A 17760-nucleotide genomic window follows, 5' to 3' on the forward strand; every position below is an offset into this window, starting at 1 on the left:
CTTAGACTGTCTCCGGCAAGGAGATCGGTTCGAAATTTTTGCGCAGCTCCGGTGTATTCACAATTTGCTTCCATGGATCGGTGGTAAGACTAAGCGTCTTCTGAATTCTCTCCTGCAGCGCCAATCGTGCCTCGCGGGACTCCAGCGCCTGCTTGATGCTGTCAAGCCCGACACGTTCCACCCACTGGGCAGTCCGTTCATTCCACCCGGCATTCTCACGGTAATATTGCAGGAACGCACTGGCCCACTCCATCACCTCATCATCGGTCTTCACCACGCAGAGCAGTTCCGTGGCCCGGACATGAACGCCGCCGTTACCGCCGATATGCAGCTCCCAGCCGCCGTCAATGGCTACGACACCGAAGTCCTTAATCGTCGCTTCCGCACAGTTGCGCGGGCAACCGGATACGGCCAGCTTCACTTTGCCCGGTGTGTTCAGCCGTTCAAAGGCCTGTTCCAGCCGGATACCCATTCCAAGGGCATCCTGCGTGCCGAACCGGCAATAGGTGGAGCCGACACAGGTTTTCACTGTACGCAGTGTCTTGCCGTAGGCATGGCCGGAGGGCATATCCAGCTCTTCCCACATCTTCGGCAGGTCCTCCTTCTTCACCCCAAGCAGATCGAGCCGTTGTCCGCCGGTGAACTTGACCAGCGGGACATCGAACTTCACCGCAACCTGTGCAATCTTGATCAGTTCAGCTGGAGAGGTAACACCGCCGTAGATTCTCGGTACCACGGAATACGTACCGTCCTTTTGGATATTGGCATGGTAGCGCTCATTGGTGAATCTCGATTCATTCTCATCAATATATTCTTCAGGATAGAGCATCCCCAGATAGTAGTTCAGGGATGGACGGCATTTGGCGCACCCTTCTTCGTTGCCCCACTCCAGGACATTCATGACTTCCTTGACGGTCATCAGCTTCATCCGCTTGATTTCGGCGACGATCTCATCCCGCCCGAGCGTGGTGCAGCCGCAGATTCCTTCTTTGACCGTTACGGCAGCCTCGCCGGCATATAGCTGCAGCAGTCCTTCCACCAGCGGCTTGCAGCCGCCGCAGGAAGCCGATGCTTTGGTGCAGGCTTTGATCTGCCCTACACTGGTACAGCCGCCGGAGGTAATCGCCTCGGCAATCGCCCCTTTCGAGACTCCATTGCAGCCGCAGATGATCTCATCATCCACCATTCCTTCAAGCCGGTTCCCTTTGGGTGCCAGCGCATCAGCAGATATTCCAAGCAGCAGCTCTTTCTCTCTCCCCTTAATATTCTCGCCCTTCTTAATCATCGAGAACAGCTGCGCCCCGTCACCTGTATCTCCGAACAGCACGGCTCCAATCAGTTTATCACCGTGAATGACCAGCTTTTTATACACACCATCGGTCTCATCCTGGAACCGCAGCGCCTTGGTGCCGGGCTGTTCGGTGAATTGTCCAGCCGAGAATACATCAACGCCGGATACTTTCAGCTTGGTAGAGGTAACCGAACCAGCGTAGCCTTCTGTTGTTACACCTGCCAGCCTTTTAGCCAGGACAGCGCCTTGTTCATATAGCGGGGCGACAAGCCCGTAGGCAATACCCCGGTGTTCCGCGCACTCCCCGACGGCATAAATGCCGGGCAGACTGCTCTCCATATAATCGTTCACAATAATCCCGCGGTTGACTTCAATCCCGCTGCTGCGGGCAAGCTCTACATTCGGCTTGATGCCGACAGCCATCACAATCAGATCCGCGTCTTCAATGCTGCCATCTGCGAACAAAAGGCCTTTGACCCGCTTTTTGCCAAGAACCGCTTCGGACTGCTTCTTCAGCAGGAACTTCATTCCCTGGGCTTCCAGTTCCTTGCGCAGCATTACGGAGGCGGACTCGTCCAGCTGGCGCTCCATAATATATTCATGGATGTGGACTACCGATACCTCCATCCCCAGATGCAGCAGCCCTCTTGCCGCCTCCAGTCCGAGCAGACCGCCGCCGATCACCAGCGCTTTGCCATATTTTTGCGATACCTCCTGCATGATTTGTGTATCCTTGATATCCCGGAAGGCAATGACGCCCTCCTTCTCGGCACCTGGGATCGGCAGCATGAAGGGGTTGGAGCCGGTTGCCAGAATCAGCTCATCATAACTTGCAGTAATTCCTTTATCCGTATGGACTTTGCGCTCTACAGGATCAATGGAGGTTACGGTGTGTCCCGTATACAGCTGAATATTGAAGCTCCGGTACCACTCCAGGTCGTTGATTACGATCTCATCAAGGCTTGCACCGCCTGCAAGAACAGAAGACAACATGATCCGGTTATAATTCGGATGCGGCTCCGAACCAAAGATTGTAATGTCATAAGCCTCCGGCGCTAATTTGAGCAGATGCTCAATCGCCCGTACCCCTGCCATTCCGTTACCGACTAATATCAGTTTTTTGCGAATTGCTGACATGTCTCTCTCTCCTCTCCAGGTAAACAACAGAAATAGCCCGCTTCACTCCGCCCGGAAACATACTTCTTCCGTTGCGATTTAAGTGAAAGCAGGCGCCATTGCCGCTTCAACCGAATACATCGTTGTATTCGCAGAATTGATGAATTTGTTAAAACGACTATACTACAGCCATCCTAATTACGTCAATAATTATGACATATAAAATTTTATTATTTTAATTCATCGACAAAATTACCTGAACTGTGTTATATAATATTACATCATCTTTATTCCGACTGTACTTATTCTACACTGGTGTGCAGACTTATCCCCTTATTATATGTAAAAGGAGCGTCGTCAACTATGCATTCCCTGTTAGTTATAGATCCGGGCAGAACAGAGAATTCCGCAGAAGAACGCTCCTCCCCAACTCCTGACAGTATCCTCAGTTCCTGTGGTTATGTGATCGGGACGGCTGCTTCGGAAGATCAGGTCTTTCCGCTGATCGGTGACACGGATGCCTTCATTCTCCATCTCCCCGTTACTGAGATCAGCTATTGGAGAAGTATTCTGGTTCAGCACAAGGTTGCCCCGGTACTCTGGTGGTGTACCCCGCGGACCGCAACGTTATCCGTCTCTGCCTGTGGAGATGATATTATGGTGGACGGAATATTGTCTCCGGCGATGCAGCCCCAGGAGATCCACTGGATTCTTCACTTCAGCTCCAGGCAATGCTTCGAGCGCCAGCAATGGCTCAAGGAACGGGAACAGCTGTTATCCCGGCTTGAGGAGCGTAAATGGATCGACATGGCCAAAGGTATTCTCTCCAAAGCCAGGAACATCAGCGAATCCGAAGCTTACGACCTGCTGCGCAAGCAGGCCATGAACGAACGGAAACGGATGGTCGATGTCGCTACTTCCATCGTCAAGGTGTACCAGATGCTGCAGGATCAAACTTAAGGAGACTTCCATATGATTAATATTCTGAAAGAAGTGGCCCGCGGCAAACGCGGTGCCAAGGATTTAAACTACAGGGAAGCGGAATATGCGGCGGAAGCCATTCTCGGACAGACTGCTTCTCCGGTGCAGATTGGCGCTTTCCTGATCGCCGAACGTATGAAGCTGGAGAGCCTGGAAGAGCTGGAAGCCTTCGTTGCGGTCTGCCGCAAATATGCCTCAAGGGAACCTGTCCAACAGGGGATCGATTGTGCCGGACCCTATGACGGCAAGGTGCATTCCTTTATCGCCACGTTCCCTACTGCCTTTCTGCTGTCTGCCGCCGGTCTGCCGGTTACCCTGCATGGCTCCGCAGGCTTGCCTCCGAAGTGGGGAATTACGCTGCAGGATATCATTCATGCATCCGGAATTGATATTGCCGGTCTGAGCCGCAGTGCCGCCATTGAGGCGGCGGAGGCCAGCGGTGTGCTGTTTGCGAAAGCGGAGCAGTGGTGCCCGCCGCTGGGTGCTCTGCGCGGCCTGCGTGAAGACATTGGGCTGCGCACGATTTTCAACACAGCCGAGAAGCTGATTGATTATTCCTGTTCACCTTATATCGTCTTCGGCATTTTTCATAATACGGTATTCGACCGCATCTCCCGGCTGATTGTGAAGCTCGGCTATCAGCGGGGACTGGTTGTTCAAGGCGTGGAAGGCTCGGAGGATCTGTATATCGACCGGCCGAACCGCGTATACCGCATTCAGGATGGAGCGGCGGAGCTGGATATCATTGATCCGGAGTCGCTCGGACTGGATGTGCCCGTTCCGGAGGTCGATTGGACAGCCGAAAGACAGCTGCGTACCGCCGAGGAAGTGCTGCAGGGCGGCGGACATCTGGCGTTCTACAATCAGACACTGCTGAATGGTGCAGCCAGGCTCCATGCCGCCGGCAGGGTCAACTCTATTGAGGAAGGCGTCTATACCTGCAAGCATCTGCTGGATAACGGCCAGGCGTGGAACACGTATGCGAAATGGAAAAGCGCCATGCAAGGCAGCACAGCAGCCTCTCTCGGGCAGGTGTAGCCTGCTTTGCAGGCGTATATAGGGGCGGCAGACCGTATTGCGGTCTGCTATTTGCGCGCGCTTAAGCGCCGGGCTGCAGCATGGTGTTGCTTTGCTTTGCGGGAGTACCGGCAATCAGGCACTTTTTCTGCGGGAGCATACCGGGGTTCTACACGACTCATTCGCTAATGTCGAGGACTGAGATTCCGTTATTTCAGCAATTATGGCGAAATCGCATGACACGCGGACTCAGATTCCGTTAAGTGTCCGAAACACGCTTATTTTATGTCCGAATGTACAGGATAACGGAATCTCAGTCCGCGTACGCACCAATAGAAGCTTTTTACATGAAATAGAGGAATATCAGTCCGCTTCTTCACTTATTCGAACATCACCATCGCCAGCTTCAGTTCCAGCACCTCCAACACACCAGCATTACCAGTTCCACCAGCACCACCAACTCCACCAGCTCCACCAGTACCTTCAGCCCCACCAGTACCCGTTCTTAGCAAGCCCTCCACTTATCCGCATCTCTCCTGAAACGGCGGCTTACCCATCCCTATAAAGACAGTATTTTTTCAGCTAGTGTGAAGCAAATAAATTCTTGTCTGGCGAAAAAAAAGCACGCAGTCCGTTTTTGAACGGGTGCGCGCCTCTCATTTAATTCAATCCGTATGCAGCGCACTGCGGCGCTCGATGGCTCCGGCGGAGTCTTTAGAATCGCTTTTGCCGCCTAATTTGAACACCAGAATGCCTCCAACGATGATGAGCACGCCGATTAGCTGGTTAAACGAGAACGGAACCTTCTCCAGCCCCAGCCAGCCCAAGGAATCCCATAATAAGGCGAAGCCGAGCTGCGCAGTCAGGACGATCGAGATGGCATACGTTGCGCCAAGAATTCGGGTGGCCTGGACCAGACAGATGACGACGCCTACACCGATCATACCGCTGAACCAGTACCAGGGCTGCATATGCTGCAGCGTGAACATGTTCTTCCCTTCCATAATCAGCCCCATAATCAGTGAAGCTGCGAATCCCATACCCAGCACCAGTGTGGTGGTTGTCCAGGAGCCTGTATGCTCATTGACCTTGGCATTGAAAATATTCTGTAGACTAACCAGTGCACCCGCGATCAGCGCGAGTAGTATTCCTGCTAACATATCTGTTGCTCCCTTATATGCTGATTTGTATTGCCTTATTGCCTGGTTTTATTCGTAAATATTGCGGCTGGCCAGAGCTGAGAGCCCTTCCCTGTCCTTGACGATAATTGCCCCTGAGCTGCGCTCGGTCAGCCCTTCCTGGCAGAACTTCCGGATCACTCTGTTCAAATGCCTGTAGCTGGTGCCGATGAAATTCGCGGTATCCACCAGATTAATCGTATTCAGCTGGCCGGTAAATTGCGGATCCGATTCGTCGTAGGAGATGGACAGCAGGTAGCTGGCCAGCCGCACATCCACCGGATGCATCAGATTAAGACTGAGGAAGCTGGACTTCCGGTAGAACTTCTGAGTGATGATCTCCAGCATAAAATGCAGCAGCGGCGGATGATCCTTCGCATATTTATTCAGCCAGCGGTACGGCACCGCAATCATGTGAACCGGTGATACCGCCTCTACCGTATTGAGCATTTCCGTACCCTGAATATATTCAACATCGCCGATAAGCTCCAGCGGTGTTTTGAATGAGATGATTAGTGTTCTGCCCTCTGCCGAGGTCGTGTAAATCTTAAGCTTCCCTTTGACCAGCACATAGAGTGTGCTTGAAGGGTCTCCTTTGGAGCAGATATGCTCTCCCGGATCGTAGCTTAGCAGCGACAAGAGCTGTTTAAGCGGCTCTGTGAAAATATGATCGAGCTGGTGCTTCTGCAGATATGCCTGCAGCCGCCCGGAATCTTGAATTTCCTTCATCGCACAGGTTCACCTCCGCTTGACCTAATCATCAGAACTTCAGCACAACCACACCCAGGATCATCATCCCGATCCCGATAAACTGCGGCAGCTTCATCTTCTGCCTGGCTACCCCGAACCAGCCCTTGATGTCGATAACAAAAGTCAGGCACAGCTGGGCAATCAGCAAAGCAGAGATGGTTAAGGTGACACCGATGCTCTGAATCGCCGTAACCTCACTGAAAATAACGAATGCGGCAAATCCGCCGCCGATCAGATACAACGGATTAACCTTACGGAAGCCGTGTTTCTTCCCGTCCCGTACGATCAGCGCAATGACCAGCGCCATCAGGAACCCGGTGAACTGCGTGATCGTTGCTGCCTGCCACGTACCAATATCCTGGCTGATTCTTGCATTCGCTACCCCTTGCAGCGTAATGCAGGCCCCGCCTATAAATGCGAAAATTATCCCCTTCATCTGTCTCTCTCCTCTATATACTGTCTGCTTTAATTAAAAGCCAGTTTGCCGGATTCGGGAAGGACATATGTCCTGAATTGTAAAAGTGTCTGCGGGCGGCTGCCCGAAAGCAGCCGGTAAAGAGATAAAAAGCCCATTCCGAACCGGATTTCCGGCTCGAAACGGGCTTATAACAGTATGGTTTAGGAGAGCAGCTTCATTTCCCGCAGCTTGTCCATAATCATCACACTGACAGCTGATACGCGCGCTTTGTCTTCATAGGTTAACCAGGCCAATTCCTCGATTTCGGAAGCCGGGCTGAGTTCACCCGTGAACTCAGCCGTCAGGCAGGTCATACGGACTGAAACGCCTTCAGCTTTGCCATGCGCGTGAGCTTCAAAGCTTCCGAATTCTGCAATGGTCTCCGGTTTGATCTGAACAGATAATTCCTCTTCGATCTCCCGGATCAATGTCTGTGCATCGCTCTCACCAGACTCCCGTTTGCCTCCGGGGAAATAATAGGTGTCCTTTCCTTTGGAACGAGCGCCAAGCACCTTGCCATCCACGATATATATCCAGGCAACTTTATCTATGATTTCAGCCATTGTTCATCTGCTCCTTCATCGTACTTTAATATGCATATGCTGCTCCGCTTCATCCCAGGGGACCGGATACGCCTGGCCTTTGGCGCAGAAGATCGAGGTCGAGGAGTAAGCCGGATCGGCATTTTTATTATAATTCCGCTGCTGAATTACTGTTTCGGTCTGATGGCACGGCTGATAACCGGCGACTCTAAGCGACAGCGAACCCTTGCCCTGGGTCATGGAAGCCAGTCTCACCCCATAATTCATGAAGCTTGCCACTGGAACCGTACCGGTAATGACAGCCTTGGACTCTGTAATCTCAGGAGGGTTGAAGCTGCCGCTGGCCTGCTGGATATCACTCATTACTTTGCCCACGTAGTCTGAATCTATCCGGAGCTTCAGGTCATAGACCGGCTCCAGCAGCAGATTCACGGCCTGCTCCAGCCCTTGGCGTAAGGCCCGGTAAGCTGCTTCACGGAAATCTCCGCCGCTCGTATGCTTATTATGTGCTCTGCCGCTAAGCAGGGTGATCTTCAGGTCGGTCAGCGGTGAACCGGTCAGCAGGCCGTGATGGCCGCTCTCCAGCAAATGCTGCTCAATCTGATGCTGATAGCCCACGGCCAGATCATCCGGGTGACAGCTGTTGATGAAGGTAATACCGCTGCCGCGATCCCCTGCCTCCAGCTTCAGATGAACCTCAGCGTAGTGGCCAAGCGGTTCGAAATGTCCGTAGCCATAGACGGTGCCAGTGATCGTCTCCTTGTAGAGAATCTCCGGCGGCCCAAAAGCAATCCGGATCCGGAACCGTTCAGCCATGATCTGCTCCAGAATCTCCAGCTGAATTCCGCCCATCACATGAATATGCAGCTCCTGCAGCTCTTCATCCCAGCTAACATTGAGCGAAGGATCTTCCGCGCCCAGCTGTCCAAAGGCATTCATCAGTTCTTTCAGGTGTACCGGCGGCTCAAAAAGGACTTTGGATTTCAGCGTAGGAATCAGGCCGCTTTCCTGTGAGTCCGTCAGCTCACCAACGCCCTCACCGGGCAGGGCCTCAGTAAGCCCCACAACCGCGAACAGTTCCCCTGCGGCAGCCCAATCAGCGGAAATATATTTGGTGCCATTATATTTGCGGATTCCGGTAACCCGCGCCGATACACGTTCCGGTCCATGTCCGTACATTAAGCTGTCCCTGTTCTTCAGCACTCCTTGAAGTGCTTTGATGTAGGTGATACGCGTGCCTTTTTCGTCGTGGCGGATCTTGTAGACTCTCCCCGCAAAAGGCTGCTCATGATCGTACTCCGTGAAGGTTAACGCGTTCAGAACCTCCAGGAACCCGTCCACCCCTTGATCAAGCAATGCGGAGCCCTGCATACAAGGAAAGATGTCGCCCCGTTTCAACATGTCAGGCAGTGCACTGCGGCAGACGTTGTCAGGCAGAGCTCCTTCCAGATACAATTCCAGCAGCGCGTCATCACGCTCCGCTATAAATGCCCTCAGCTCATCAGTCAACGCCTCCCCCGGCAGCTGCGGCAGCAGGAAGGCATTGCCGCTGAGCTGCTGCCGGATCTCTTCGAGTACACGCTGCGGGTCCGCACCGGCACGGTCGGTTTTGTTAATGAAGAACAGGGTGGGAATGTTATGCTGGCGCAGCAGCTGCCATACGGTTTCCGTATGACTCTCTACACCCTCCACCGCGCTCAGAATGACCACTGCATAATCCAGCACCTGCAGACAGCGCTCCATCTCTGGAGAGAAATCAACATGGCCCGGGGTATCCAGCAGGAAATACCGCGAATCCTTATATACAAATTCCGCCTGATCGGCAAAAACAGTGATTCCGCGCGCTTTTTCAATCTCGTGGGTATCCATGAAGGTATCCTGATGATCCACCCGGCCCCGGCTGCGGATCGTTTCGGTATGGTAGAGCAGCTGCTCAGCGAAGGTCGTCTTGCCGGCATCTACATGTGCAAGCAGTCCGACGGTTATATTGTTCATAAGGTGCTGCTACACTCCTCCACGGATATGCGGAACAACCTCGGACTGATAGAATGCGCTCAGGCGCTCCATTTCAGTTGAACTATAGGAAGGAGCTTCAAGTGTAGCGAGATTATCCGCTACCTGAGTTTCATTCTTGAAGCCCGGAATCACACAGCTGACGGCGGGATGGTCCAGAATCCAGCGCATGGACGCTCTGGCCATATTGCCGCGTCCTTCAGCAATCCACTCCAGCTTGCGGGCCAGTTCCACTCCGGTAACAAACGGAAGTCCGGCGAAGGTCTCACCAACGTTGAATTGCTCGCCGTTCGCGTTGAAGCTGCGGTGGTCGTTCTCCTGGAAGGTACTGGTCTCCTTGAACTTGCCGGTCAGCAGACCGCTGGCCAGCGGCAGACGCACCAAGATCCCTGCGCCGCGGGCAGCCGCACGCGGTAATAACTCCAGCGCCGGCTGCTGGCGGAACAGATTGAAGATCACCTGAAGCGCCTCTACTCCCGGATATTCAAGGCAGAGCAGTCCTTCCTCTATCGTTTCTACACTTACACCGTAGTGGCGGATTTTGCCTTCGGCCTTCAATTGGTCAAGGGCCCCGAAGACACTGCCGTCTCTGAGGATTTCAATCGGCGGACAGTGGACCTGATACAGATCAATTGCTTCCCTCTCCAGCCGCCGCAGGCTCTGTTCACAATATTCGCTTATTCTGCGCGCAGAGTAATTCTCCGGATCATGAATATCACCGGCACGGCAGAATTTCGTAGCAATATGTATCTCATCCTGCTTGCCTTTGGTTGCCTTGGCCAGCAGCTCTTCCGCATGCCCGGAGCCGTATACATCGGCAGTATCAAAGAAATTAACGCCCTGCTCCATAGCCAGCTGTAAGCCCTTAAGCCCGTCTTCATCCCTGCTGCTGCCCCAGTCTCCGCCGATTGCCCAAGTGCCAAAGCTGACTTCACTTACTGACAAACCTGTATTTCCCAGCTTGCGGTATTTCATCGAAAGACCTCCGTTTATGAGTGTACTTAATGTAATGAACCCTATGGAACCGTTAACAACTGACCTTATTATTATGAATGGTTTGCGCGAGAAGGTCCAGTCTCTGTATAGCTATACCGCCCGTGCTTAATCTCAGACTAATCGTTCTCAGAATCGCTTATATTACTCGATACTGTGCATTTGGGGCACGATTTAACCAGATAACGGAATCTCTCAGTCCGCTTCATCCTCAAAAGGTGGTTTTCTCACGAAATAGGGTCCTCTCAGTCCGCTTCATACAACACTGGCTTTCTTGACCAAATGCAACATAGAATTGCTTACAATAAAAAAGACCGCCTCCAATATAGCGGAGCACAGCCTTTCACTAAATCCCGGCACAACATTATAGCTCTATCCGGTAGAACGGTCCTCATTTCTCGACTGATAGAAGGCCAGGCCCCATACAAGCAGAACCAAAGGAATGAAGACAAACCAGGGAAGTGTGACGGTATCTCCAATAATGAACGAAATAGCCAGCAGAATGACTACCACGATAATGGAATACAACATCCCTCTGCCAAAAGTTCTCATAATACTCTCCTCCTGTCACTGGATTATATTGTATATTACCCCGGTGACTGAAGTTTAAGCTCTAGGCTCTCCATGACAAAAGCAAACACCGGATAGCTCTCCACAGGCTCGAATCCCAGCTTCAATGCCAGCCTGTGTGACGCGGTATTCTCATGTGTGGTTTCCCACAACGGAAGCTGGCCTCTGTCCAGGTAATAACTAATCAGTGACCGTGCGGCTAGCTTTGCGTATCCTTTGCCGCGCTCAGCTTCTGAGTATGTATCCGCATCAATGAAATATCTGTTGTTAACGGTGAAGCCGTTATGCTTACAGACAGAGACTGCCTGACCCTCTACCTTCACCACAGCTCCGGTGGTTGTCAGGCTGCTAAAGCGGTTATGTATGTCAGACATATCATCTTCATGCTCCTCCAGAACAGGAAATTGCCTGTAGTCAACGGTCACGCCGCTGCCTGAAGCGTCTTCCGTAACCTTACTCTCAGGAGGATTAAACCTTGCACGATTGAACTCATATACCGATTCCATATGTCTATATACTTGCAGTCCGGCATATCCGGGCTTAAATAATGCCGTCCATGCATCACAATCATCCGTGTATATCTCGAACCAATTCTTTTGCCGCCGCCGGCAATCCGGAATCACTTGGGTCTGCAAAAATGCTGTCAGTTTCATCCTGTTCAGCTCTGTACTGATATCTCCGGCAGCATACATCCATCTCCCCGTAGCCCATACCACGGCAAGGGATGGTGCAGCTGCATCATCGGCAAATACCCGTCCGGGATAATTCCCCTGCAAGACTGACAATGCGGGAATATGCTGCTTCTTATCGGCAAAATAAACTTCAGCCGCAGGATAATCCACTACCTTCAGCTCAATCATCGCATTAAACCTCCAATACACTCCATGTTTCCGTTTACAATAATACTCTACTATGATATTTGTCGACAATAATGGAAATTCACTTTTGAAGGCTCCCCTGTTACGGCTATCATCAAAGCTTCTTCTGTATTGTTGATGGCGTGACTGTCTGAGGCTGAATAAGCCGCTCTATAAGACCCGCATATTAAAAGACCTGATCCGGCTAATGGCTGCCAGTCAGGTCTTTTAATAATGATTTAAGTATGGATTATGGTTTGCCCCTATGGCAAGCAGCCGGTTCAGTTTTAGTATCTATGCAAAATCCTGGTGAATATCATTAAATAATAACTTGTTTTGCAAACGGATAATCTCTTCGATATGCTCCGAATTGCCCAACTCACATAAGCTTGTAGCTTTTTGTGAAAATTCAAATGTTAACAGTCCGTCTTTTTCCTCTATCAACTTCAACGTATTGAGAACAAAATCATACATCGTATTATGCATATAGCTGAGGATTATCAAATAACGATTCCCACCCATATTGAACTCATCAATCATATTGGAAACTGATTTAATATGTTCTAAACCTGTTAAACCCTTTTCAATTGTGTGTAATGGTACGTACTTCAGTACATTTATGTAAGATTCTAATAGTAGCATATCTTCGTATGGAACATCTGTCATAAGAAATCTTATTATAGCTTCGATTCCATATTGACTAGACCAATTTTTTAGTATATTTTGTTTTACATCTTCCTCCGCAGTTTCCGACCAAGCATGATATATTCTTCTTATGTCATCTTCATGATGCCCCATTAACAGTGAATAAGAAAAGCAGGTCGATAAATAGTTTTGAATATCTTTCTTAAGCTCTTCTTCGCTGGTTATTTGAGCATAGACTATCCCCGTCAGAGCGAGATTGGTAGCATTGTTTGCGAATATAATGTTGATGGCAGATGTTCTCCAAGGACTATTGTATAAATGAGAGAACAGGGAAGTTATCGTTTTACCTTCAATACTATATGTATAAGATTTCTCCTTATCATATTCCGCGTTGAATTTAGTAGTCAAATATATAAGGAGCATCAAATTTCTGTTCTCATTAGACGAAGCGATTTTCTCTTCCAGCTTCCGGTAAAACACTTCTGGTGATGTCTTTCGAACCAGATAGTTCTGCTGTTCTTCAGCTTTAGCCTTAGAATTTTCTGATTCCAACGCAGAGTAGAAATTATCCATATCATTCTCAGACAATTTATTTTGCGGCACTGAATACATGAAATAGGTCCAGAAGTACTCAGGATCGCCTATCCGTTTTTGCAGCTTCCATTTCTCATCTCTCTGATTGGTATCCATTAAAGGGAAAAGCTTCTTTATCACGAACAGATATTGAGCATAATCTTTCTTTAATTCCTTACGTAATACAGACTGCGTTTCTTCATCTTCAGTTTTACCGAGAAAGAAATCACCATGCTCCACAATAAAATCGAATAAATTCGGTTTACTAACTTTGATGGTTAATAATCTAATCAGATCAAGTGGAAATACATCTTTCTTAAGTAATGGCAGAAATAGCTGTAACAAATTAGTCAGGCGCTGCAAATTGCGCGGAGAGACTTTCAGTTCTGTTAGAATTTCACTGATCTGTCTCTGGTTAATCTCAAGTTCTTCTGCCACCAATATCGGCTTTATCATCTCCCAACCAAGCTTAGCCAAGAGCACAGGATCACAGGCTGGAATGTATAACGGAACTTGAATGAATTTTTCTAAATACTCTTTCCCAACATTTTTCGAGAAATCCTTGGAATAGAGCTGTGCCAGCGAATTGCTGACAATCTCCTCATCTAGTGCAATAACATAGGTAGTCTTGGGGAAATCTGCAATCATACGCACTAACTTGAATACCATTTGAATTTCTTTATTATCCAGCCGGTCCAAATCATCAATAAAAACAACAAGTTTGATTTTGGCCTTCTTCAGCCGGTTTACAATATGTTCACGCAACTCTTCAGCATCTTGATAATCTTTACTGAATACTGTATTTGTTGGAAAATCCTTAAGGTTAATGATCAGTCCGGGAGGTCTCAGGCTTATCGGAGTCAGGAATTTCCTGTATGTTTTCAGATCATGAATTAGCCCGGCATCATAATCTGGGGAATGCTCTTTAATGGAATCTATGAGTTTATTCAAAAATTCGGGAATTAGGTTCATATAATCTTTCCCAAAGAACCAGGGCTGAAATCGGACGATAACCGGCTTGTCCTCTTTACTGACAAACACCCTTTCCATCATGTCAAAAATTGAGGACTTCCCTGAACCCCAAGGACCATATAATCCAATCGTCAATGCCCCTTCATTAGCAGTACTTATATGTTTTTCAATGGTTTGGGCAACATGCTTGGCAAATTCTTCACGATTAAGTTTATCCTTTCCTTCCTTTCCGAGTGAACCTTCCGTGTTGAAACCGGGTTTCTGAGTTTTATCGTTATCTGTACCAGCGCCTGTACCTTTATTATCCGCAATAATGCTTTTTAAGAATTCCATCCGGTAGGCAAGCCTGCGTAATCTATCGGCCTGCTCATACTTAAGGATTGAGAATAGCAGAAAAGAAATTTCCAACCTCACTAGTGACAATCCAGCAAAAATGTAAGTCACATCATATAAAATGGAAAACAACGGTTTGTTCAAACCAGAATTATGATCATTCATTATATGATCCAATAAAATCGCTAGCGCTACGCCATTAATGCGAAGCAATTTTCTTTTGGTTAGCGGGTTATCACTCCATGGGCCAGAAGACCAGAGTACCCGTAAGTAACCCCACACCATAAATAATCCAATAAAAGAATAAACAAATATAATCAGTTGCCTGTCATAACCTGCATAATCCCTGCCGAATAACGCTGCTCCAGAAACCCTTAAAACCAGTAGCCCGAAATAAATGAAAGCTGTTGTCATTATCAATGGAAGGAGCTTAATTGCCCAAAACTTAATATGATTGAGCCACTTAAAAATCGTTTTCAATCCTAAATTCACCCTTTGTTATTAAAAGTAGATGGGTTCAAGATTGCATAAAATCCCAGTAATCATATTATAGGTTGAGTACTGCCGTTAACACCAGTATTTATTCGAAATCCCAGTCTCCCTACTGACAAAAAAACTCAAACCTAGGTTTGAGTTTTTTTGTCAGCTTCCTTTAAGATTGTCAACGAAACAAGGCTAATATGAGGCACATACCTCAGTACCGCAGCACCACCACAAACCGCATCCCATGCTCCAGAGGCTCCGCGAAGATGTCGCCGCCCATCTTCACCAGCAGCTGCTTGCAGATGAATAGGCCGAGACCGTTGCCCGGCTTCCCGTCCGCGTTGGAGCCGCGCCAGAAGCTGGTGAAGATATGGGGCAGCTCGCCCAGCAATAGCGGTTCGCCTGAATTCTCAATGACGATGAGCTGGCGGTACTCCTCTTCCCGGAAGGTCATGCTGACCGTACCGCCATCGCCGTATTTTATCGCATTCTCGATAAGATTATTAAGTACTTCAAGCAGCCTATCCATATCACCCAACAGCAGCTTGTCCTGATAAGGCCCCACCTTCAGCTCTATCTTCAGCAGCTCCAGCCGTTCTTTATGACCCGGGACAACCTTCCTGATCAACTCACTGATGTAGAACTCTCCCGGCACGACCTCCATCTCCTGCAGGGAGGAGACCGAGGCCGTGATAATATCCCCGATCAGCTGCTCCATCTGCTCCGCTTTCCGGCCGATCAGCCTGGCGGCCGCTTGGCGTTTCTCTTCACTGTCATAGAGGCTGCCGTCTAGGGCACTGGCGTACAGCCTGATTGCGGCGACTGGTGTTTTGAGCTCATGTGACAGGGAGGCGACCAGCGTCTGGCGGTCTTTTTCCAGGCGGAGATTGGTCTGCTTCTGGGCATCCAGTGTCTGCCGCAGCAGGTCCAGCCCCCATACGAAACGGCCGAAGAACCGGCTCCGGTGCTCCTTCATGCCTGTATTTAATTGGCCTCTGGATAACTCGTAAGGCAACTCCTGTAAGGTGTGAAACGGCTGCAGGATCTGCCTCCGGATATAGAACAGCAGTGCAGTCACCGCCCCAAGCGCCGCCAGCAGGAACACATTCAGGATCAGGAACACGCTGTGATCCGCACCGGGCAACCGGTATGAGAACCTTAAATACCCTGTCAGCTGCTGCTCCAGATAGACAGGTTTGACCGTGAATTCGTATGAATCCGCTACACCTATTCCGGCAAAAAACCGCTCAACAGCCTGTGCTTCCGCCCCCTGATCTATCCAGCTTAATCCGTTAACGTATGTATAATCTCCCGGAGTAAGTATAATCTCTTCCGGCAGCACCCCGCGCTGCACCTGATCAATAATCCGGTTGATCTCCACCCGGTAAGCTTTGCCGGGCTCCCGTACTTCCCGGTAGGATACATATCCATTCAGAATGGCAATCACGATGAACCCGGCGAGTAATGTCCAGAGAATCAGCCGGTTAAATGCCTTCATATTTGTATCCTACCCCCCAGACGGTTACAATCCGCCTCGGCTCTTTGGGGTTCAGTTCGATTTTGTCCCGCAGCTTATTCATATGTACCGTCAGCGTAGAAGGCTCACTGAAGCTGTCTGCTCCCCATACCTGCTGGAACAGCCACTCTTTGCGCAGAGCCTTTCCCTTGTTATTCATCAGCAGCACCAGCAGCTCATATTCCTTGGCCGTCATCCCGAGCGGCTGCCCGCCTCTATACACCGTCATCGAGGTCCGGTTAACTGTAAGGTCTCCATCAGCCAGCAGCTGCTTATCATCGTTCATCTCATAGCTGCGCCGCAGATGTGCTTTGACCTTGGCTGTCAGCAGGTTGACCGAAAAAGGCTTCTCCAGATAGTCATCTGCACCCAGCTCCAGACCGATAATCTTATTGTCATCCCCATGGCGTGCACTCATAATCAGAATCGGCAAATTGAACTTCTCTCTGGCGAGTCTGCAGACGGCGAAGCCGTCAAGCTCCGGCAGCATAATATCGAGCAGCAACAGCTTGACCGCGTGTACTTCCAGATATGCCAGTCCCTTTTCTCCGGTGTCTGCAATGAATACAGAATAACCCTCCACCTGCAAAAAATCCTTAATCACCTCCGCCAGCTCCGCATTGTCTTCAATGATCAGAATATCCGCCACGGCTATCTCCTCCTGCTGCTTGTTACCAGCCCATCTCCATCAGCCAGCCCGTCAGGCTGCGCTCACGTTCCCTCGAACCCTGCTCCGGCGAATATTTGCCCAGGACATGCTCGCCCTGAATATTTCCGTCCACCATATATAATACCTTATCGCTCTGTGCGGCGACCTTCACATCATGGGTTACAATCATAACGGTTGTTCCCTCACGGTTGATCCGGCACAGCTCATTCATTACTTCCTGGGCTGCTTTTGAGTTGAGCGCACCTGTCGGCTCATCGGCAAACAGCATCGCCGGCTCATTAATCAGCGCCCGGCATATACAGGCCCGCTGCAGCTGTCCCCCGGATACCTCTGTAATGTCATGTGCCGCAGTTTCAATTATATTCAGCTTCCGCATTAGAGCATCGGCGTACTGATTGACATCGCTGCGGCTGCGCCCGCTTCCTTTGCCGGATAGCGCCTGATAGCCCGATAGAATGATATTATCATAAACGGACAGATTGCTCAGCATATGCATCTGCTGAAAGATGAACCCCATCTTATGCAGGCGCAGCCCGGCCATCTCTTTCTCGGAGAGCTGTGAGAGGCTCTGCCCGTCAAACACCACTTCCCCCGCCGTGAGCCGGTCCATCCCGCTGACAGTATAGAGTAGCGTTGATTTGCCCGATCCGGACGGTCCCATTACGGACACGAACTCTCCTTCATGAAGCGTAAGATTAATATTCCGCAGGACATTATTCTGTCCTTTGTTTACAATATAGGTTTTGCATAGATTGGTTACTTCCAGTACGGCTGCCATTTCTGTATTCCTCCTTGGGTAGTTG

General features: G+C 49.9%; 16 protein-coding genes. 2 read left to right on the plus strand and 14 right to left on the minus strand.

Annotation, left to right across the window (positions count from 1 at the left end; all coding sequences use genetic code 11):
* Position 1: 1 nt before the first annotated feature.
* Positions 2 to 2428, minus strand: coding sequence for a nitrite reductase large subunit NirB (nirB, locus tag NYE33_RS23760; RefSeq protein WP_341067890.1), 2427 nt, complete (start codon positions 2426 to 2428; stop codon positions 2 to 4).
* A gap of 342 nt (positions 2429 to 2770) precedes the next feature.
* On the opposite strand from nirB, the gene NYE33_RS23765 reads away from it, so the two are divergent.
* Together NYE33_RS23765 and NYE33_RS23770 are read left to right on the plus strand one after the other, a co-directional pair.
* Positions 2771 to 3367, plus strand: coding sequence for an ANTAR domain-containing response regulator (locus NYE33_RS23765; RefSeq protein ID WP_039291592.1), 597 nt, complete (start codon positions 2771 to 2773; stop codon positions 3365 to 3367).
* 12 nt (positions 3368 to 3379) lie between these two features.
* A complete protein-coding gene (locus NYE33_RS23770) occupies positions 3380 to 4426 on the plus strand; it encodes an anthranilate phosphoribosyltransferase (RefSeq protein WP_341067891.1) in 1047 nt (348 codons plus the stop codon).
* A 359-nt stretch (positions 4427 to 4785) separates the two neighbouring features.
* On the opposite strand, the gene NYE33_RS23775 is transcribed toward NYE33_RS23770, so the two are convergent.
* From NYE33_RS23775 to NYE33_RS23835, 13 genes are all read right to left on the minus strand, one after another.
* Complete coding sequence (locus NYE33_RS23775) at positions 4786 to 4926, minus strand: hypothetical protein (RefSeq protein WP_341067892.1); 141 nt, start codon at positions 4924 to 4926, stop codon at positions 4786 to 4788.
* Between the two features lie 144 nt (positions 4927 to 5070).
* Positions 5071 to 5565 carry a DMT family transporter gene (locus NYE33_RS23780; protein WP_042137149.1) on the minus strand — a complete coding sequence of 165 codons (495 nt, stop codon included), beginning with the start codon at positions 5563 to 5565 and terminating at the stop codon, positions 5071 to 5073.
* A 48-nt stretch (positions 5566 to 5613) separates the two neighbouring features.
* Complete coding sequence (locus tag NYE33_RS23785) at positions 5614 to 6312, minus strand: Crp/Fnr family transcriptional regulator (RefSeq protein WP_042137147.1); 699 nt, start codon at positions 6310 to 6312, stop codon at positions 5614 to 5616.
* Between the two features lie 31 nt (positions 6313 to 6343).
* Positions 6344 to 6769 carry a DMT family transporter gene (locus tag NYE33_RS23790; protein WP_042137145.1) on the minus strand — a complete coding sequence of 142 codons (426 nt, stop codon included), beginning with the start codon at positions 6767 to 6769 and terminating at the stop codon, positions 6344 to 6346.
* Between the two features lie 182 nt (positions 6770 to 6951).
* Positions 6952 to 7353, minus strand: coding sequence for an NUDIX hydrolase (locus NYE33_RS23795; RefSeq protein ID WP_341067894.1), 402 nt, complete (start codon positions 7351 to 7353; stop codon positions 6952 to 6954).
* Positions 7354 to 7368: 15 nt separating this feature from the next.
* Positions 7369 to 9327 carry a translation factor GTPase family protein gene (locus NYE33_RS23800; protein WP_341067896.1) on the minus strand — a complete coding sequence of 653 codons (1959 nt, stop codon included), beginning with the start codon at positions 9325 to 9327 and terminating at the stop codon, positions 7369 to 7371.
* 9 nt (positions 9328 to 9336) lie between these two features.
* On the minus strand, positions 9337 to 10320 hold the full coding sequence (locus tag NYE33_RS23805; RefSeq protein ID WP_341067899.1) for an aldo/keto reductase: 984 nt from the start codon (positions 10318 to 10320) through the stop codon (positions 9337 to 9339).
* A gap of 390 nt (positions 10321 to 10710) precedes the next feature.
* On the minus strand, positions 10711 to 10890 hold the full coding sequence (locus NYE33_RS23810) for a hypothetical protein (protein ID WP_042137137.1): 180 nt from the start codon (positions 10888 to 10890) through the stop codon (positions 10711 to 10713).
* A 35-nt stretch (positions 10891 to 10925) separates the two neighbouring features.
* Positions 10926 to 11768: a GNAT family N-acetyltransferase gene (locus NYE33_RS23815; protein ID WP_341067900.1), complete on the minus strand. Its 843-nt coding sequence runs from the start codon at positions 11766 to 11768 to the stop codon at positions 10926 to 10928.
* A gap of 291 nt (positions 11769 to 12059) precedes the next feature.
* Positions 12060 to 14768, minus strand: coding sequence for a KAP family P-loop NTPase fold protein (locus NYE33_RS23820; RefSeq protein WP_341067902.1), 2709 nt, complete (start codon positions 14766 to 14768; stop codon positions 12060 to 12062).
* A gap of 214 nt (positions 14769 to 14982) precedes the next feature.
* A complete protein-coding gene (locus tag NYE33_RS23825; RefSeq protein ID WP_341067903.1) occupies positions 14983 to 16269 on the minus strand; it encodes a HAMP domain-containing sensor histidine kinase in 1287 nt (428 codons plus the stop codon).
* A complete protein-coding gene (locus NYE33_RS23830) occupies positions 16256 to 16936 on the minus strand; it encodes a response regulator transcription factor (RefSeq protein ID WP_042137134.1) in 681 nt (226 codons plus the stop codon). Before NYE33_RS23830 ends, NYE33_RS23825 begins: the two co-directional genes overlap by 14 nt.
* A 22-nt stretch (positions 16937 to 16958) precedes the next feature.
* Positions 16959 to 17735, minus strand: a complete 777-nt coding sequence (locus tag NYE33_RS23835) for an ABC transporter ATP-binding protein (RefSeq protein ID WP_042137133.1) — start codon at positions 17733 to 17735, stop codon at positions 16959 to 16961.
* Between the last annotated feature and the right edge of the window lie 25 nt (positions 17736 to 17760).

The sequence above is a fragment of the Paenibacillus sp. FSL R10-2199 genome, from assembly GCF_038000235.1.
Classification (GTDB): domain Bacteria; phylum Bacillota; class Bacilli; order Paenibacillales; family Paenibacillaceae; genus Paenibacillus_AQ; species Paenibacillus_AQ phytohabitans.

Bases quoted from the DNA above. Each gene is read 5' to 3' on its own strand.
- NYE33_RS23810 (WP_042137137.1), bottom strand. From the start codon at position 10,890: ATGAGAACTTTTGGCAGAGGGATGTTGTATTCCATTATCGTGGTAGTC.
- NYE33_RS23835 (WP_042137133.1), bottom strand. From the start codon at position 17,735: ATGGCAGCCGTACTGGAAGTAACCAATCTATGCAAAACCTATATTGTA.
- NYE33_RS23770 (WP_341067891.1), top strand. From the start codon at position 3,380: ATGATTAATATTCTGAAAGAAGTGGCCCGCGGCAAACGCGGTGCCAAG.
- NYE33_RS23765 (WP_039291592.1), top strand. From the start codon at position 2,771: ATGCATTCCCTGTTAGTTATAGATCCGGGCAGAACAGAGAATTCCGCA.
- NYE33_RS23800 (WP_341067896.1), bottom strand. From the start codon at position 9,327: ATGAACAATATAACCGTCGGACTGCTTGCACATGTAGATGCCGGCAAG.
- NYE33_RS23815 (WP_341067900.1), bottom strand. From the start codon at position 11,768: ATGATTGAGCTGAAGGTAGTGGATTATCCTGCGGCTGAAGTTTATTTT.
- NYE33_RS23785 (WP_042137147.1), bottom strand. From the start codon at position 6,312: ATGAAGGAAATTCAAGATTCCGGGCGGCTGCAGGCATATCTGCAGAAG.
- nirB (WP_341067890.1), bottom strand. From the start codon at position 2,428: ATGTCAGCAATTCGCAAAAAACTGATATTAGTCGGTAACGGAATGGCA.
- NYE33_RS23790 (WP_042137145.1), bottom strand. From the start codon at position 6,769: ATGAAGGGGATAATTTTCGCATTTATAGGCGGGGCCTGCATTACGCTG.
- NYE33_RS23805 (WP_341067899.1), bottom strand. From the start codon at position 10,320: ATGAAATACCGCAAGCTGGGAAATACAGGTTTGTCAGTAAGTGAAGTC.
- NYE33_RS23795 (WP_341067894.1), bottom strand. From the start codon at position 7,353: ATGGCTGAAATCATAGATAAAGTTGCCTGGATATATATCGTGGATGGC.
- NYE33_RS23780 (WP_042137149.1), bottom strand. From the start codon at position 5,565: ATGTTAGCAGGAATACTACTCGCGCTGATCGCGGGTGCACTGGTTAGT.
- NYE33_RS23825 (WP_341067903.1), bottom strand. From the start codon at position 16,269: ATGAAGGCATTTAACCGGCTGATTCTCTGGACATTACTCGCCGGGTTC.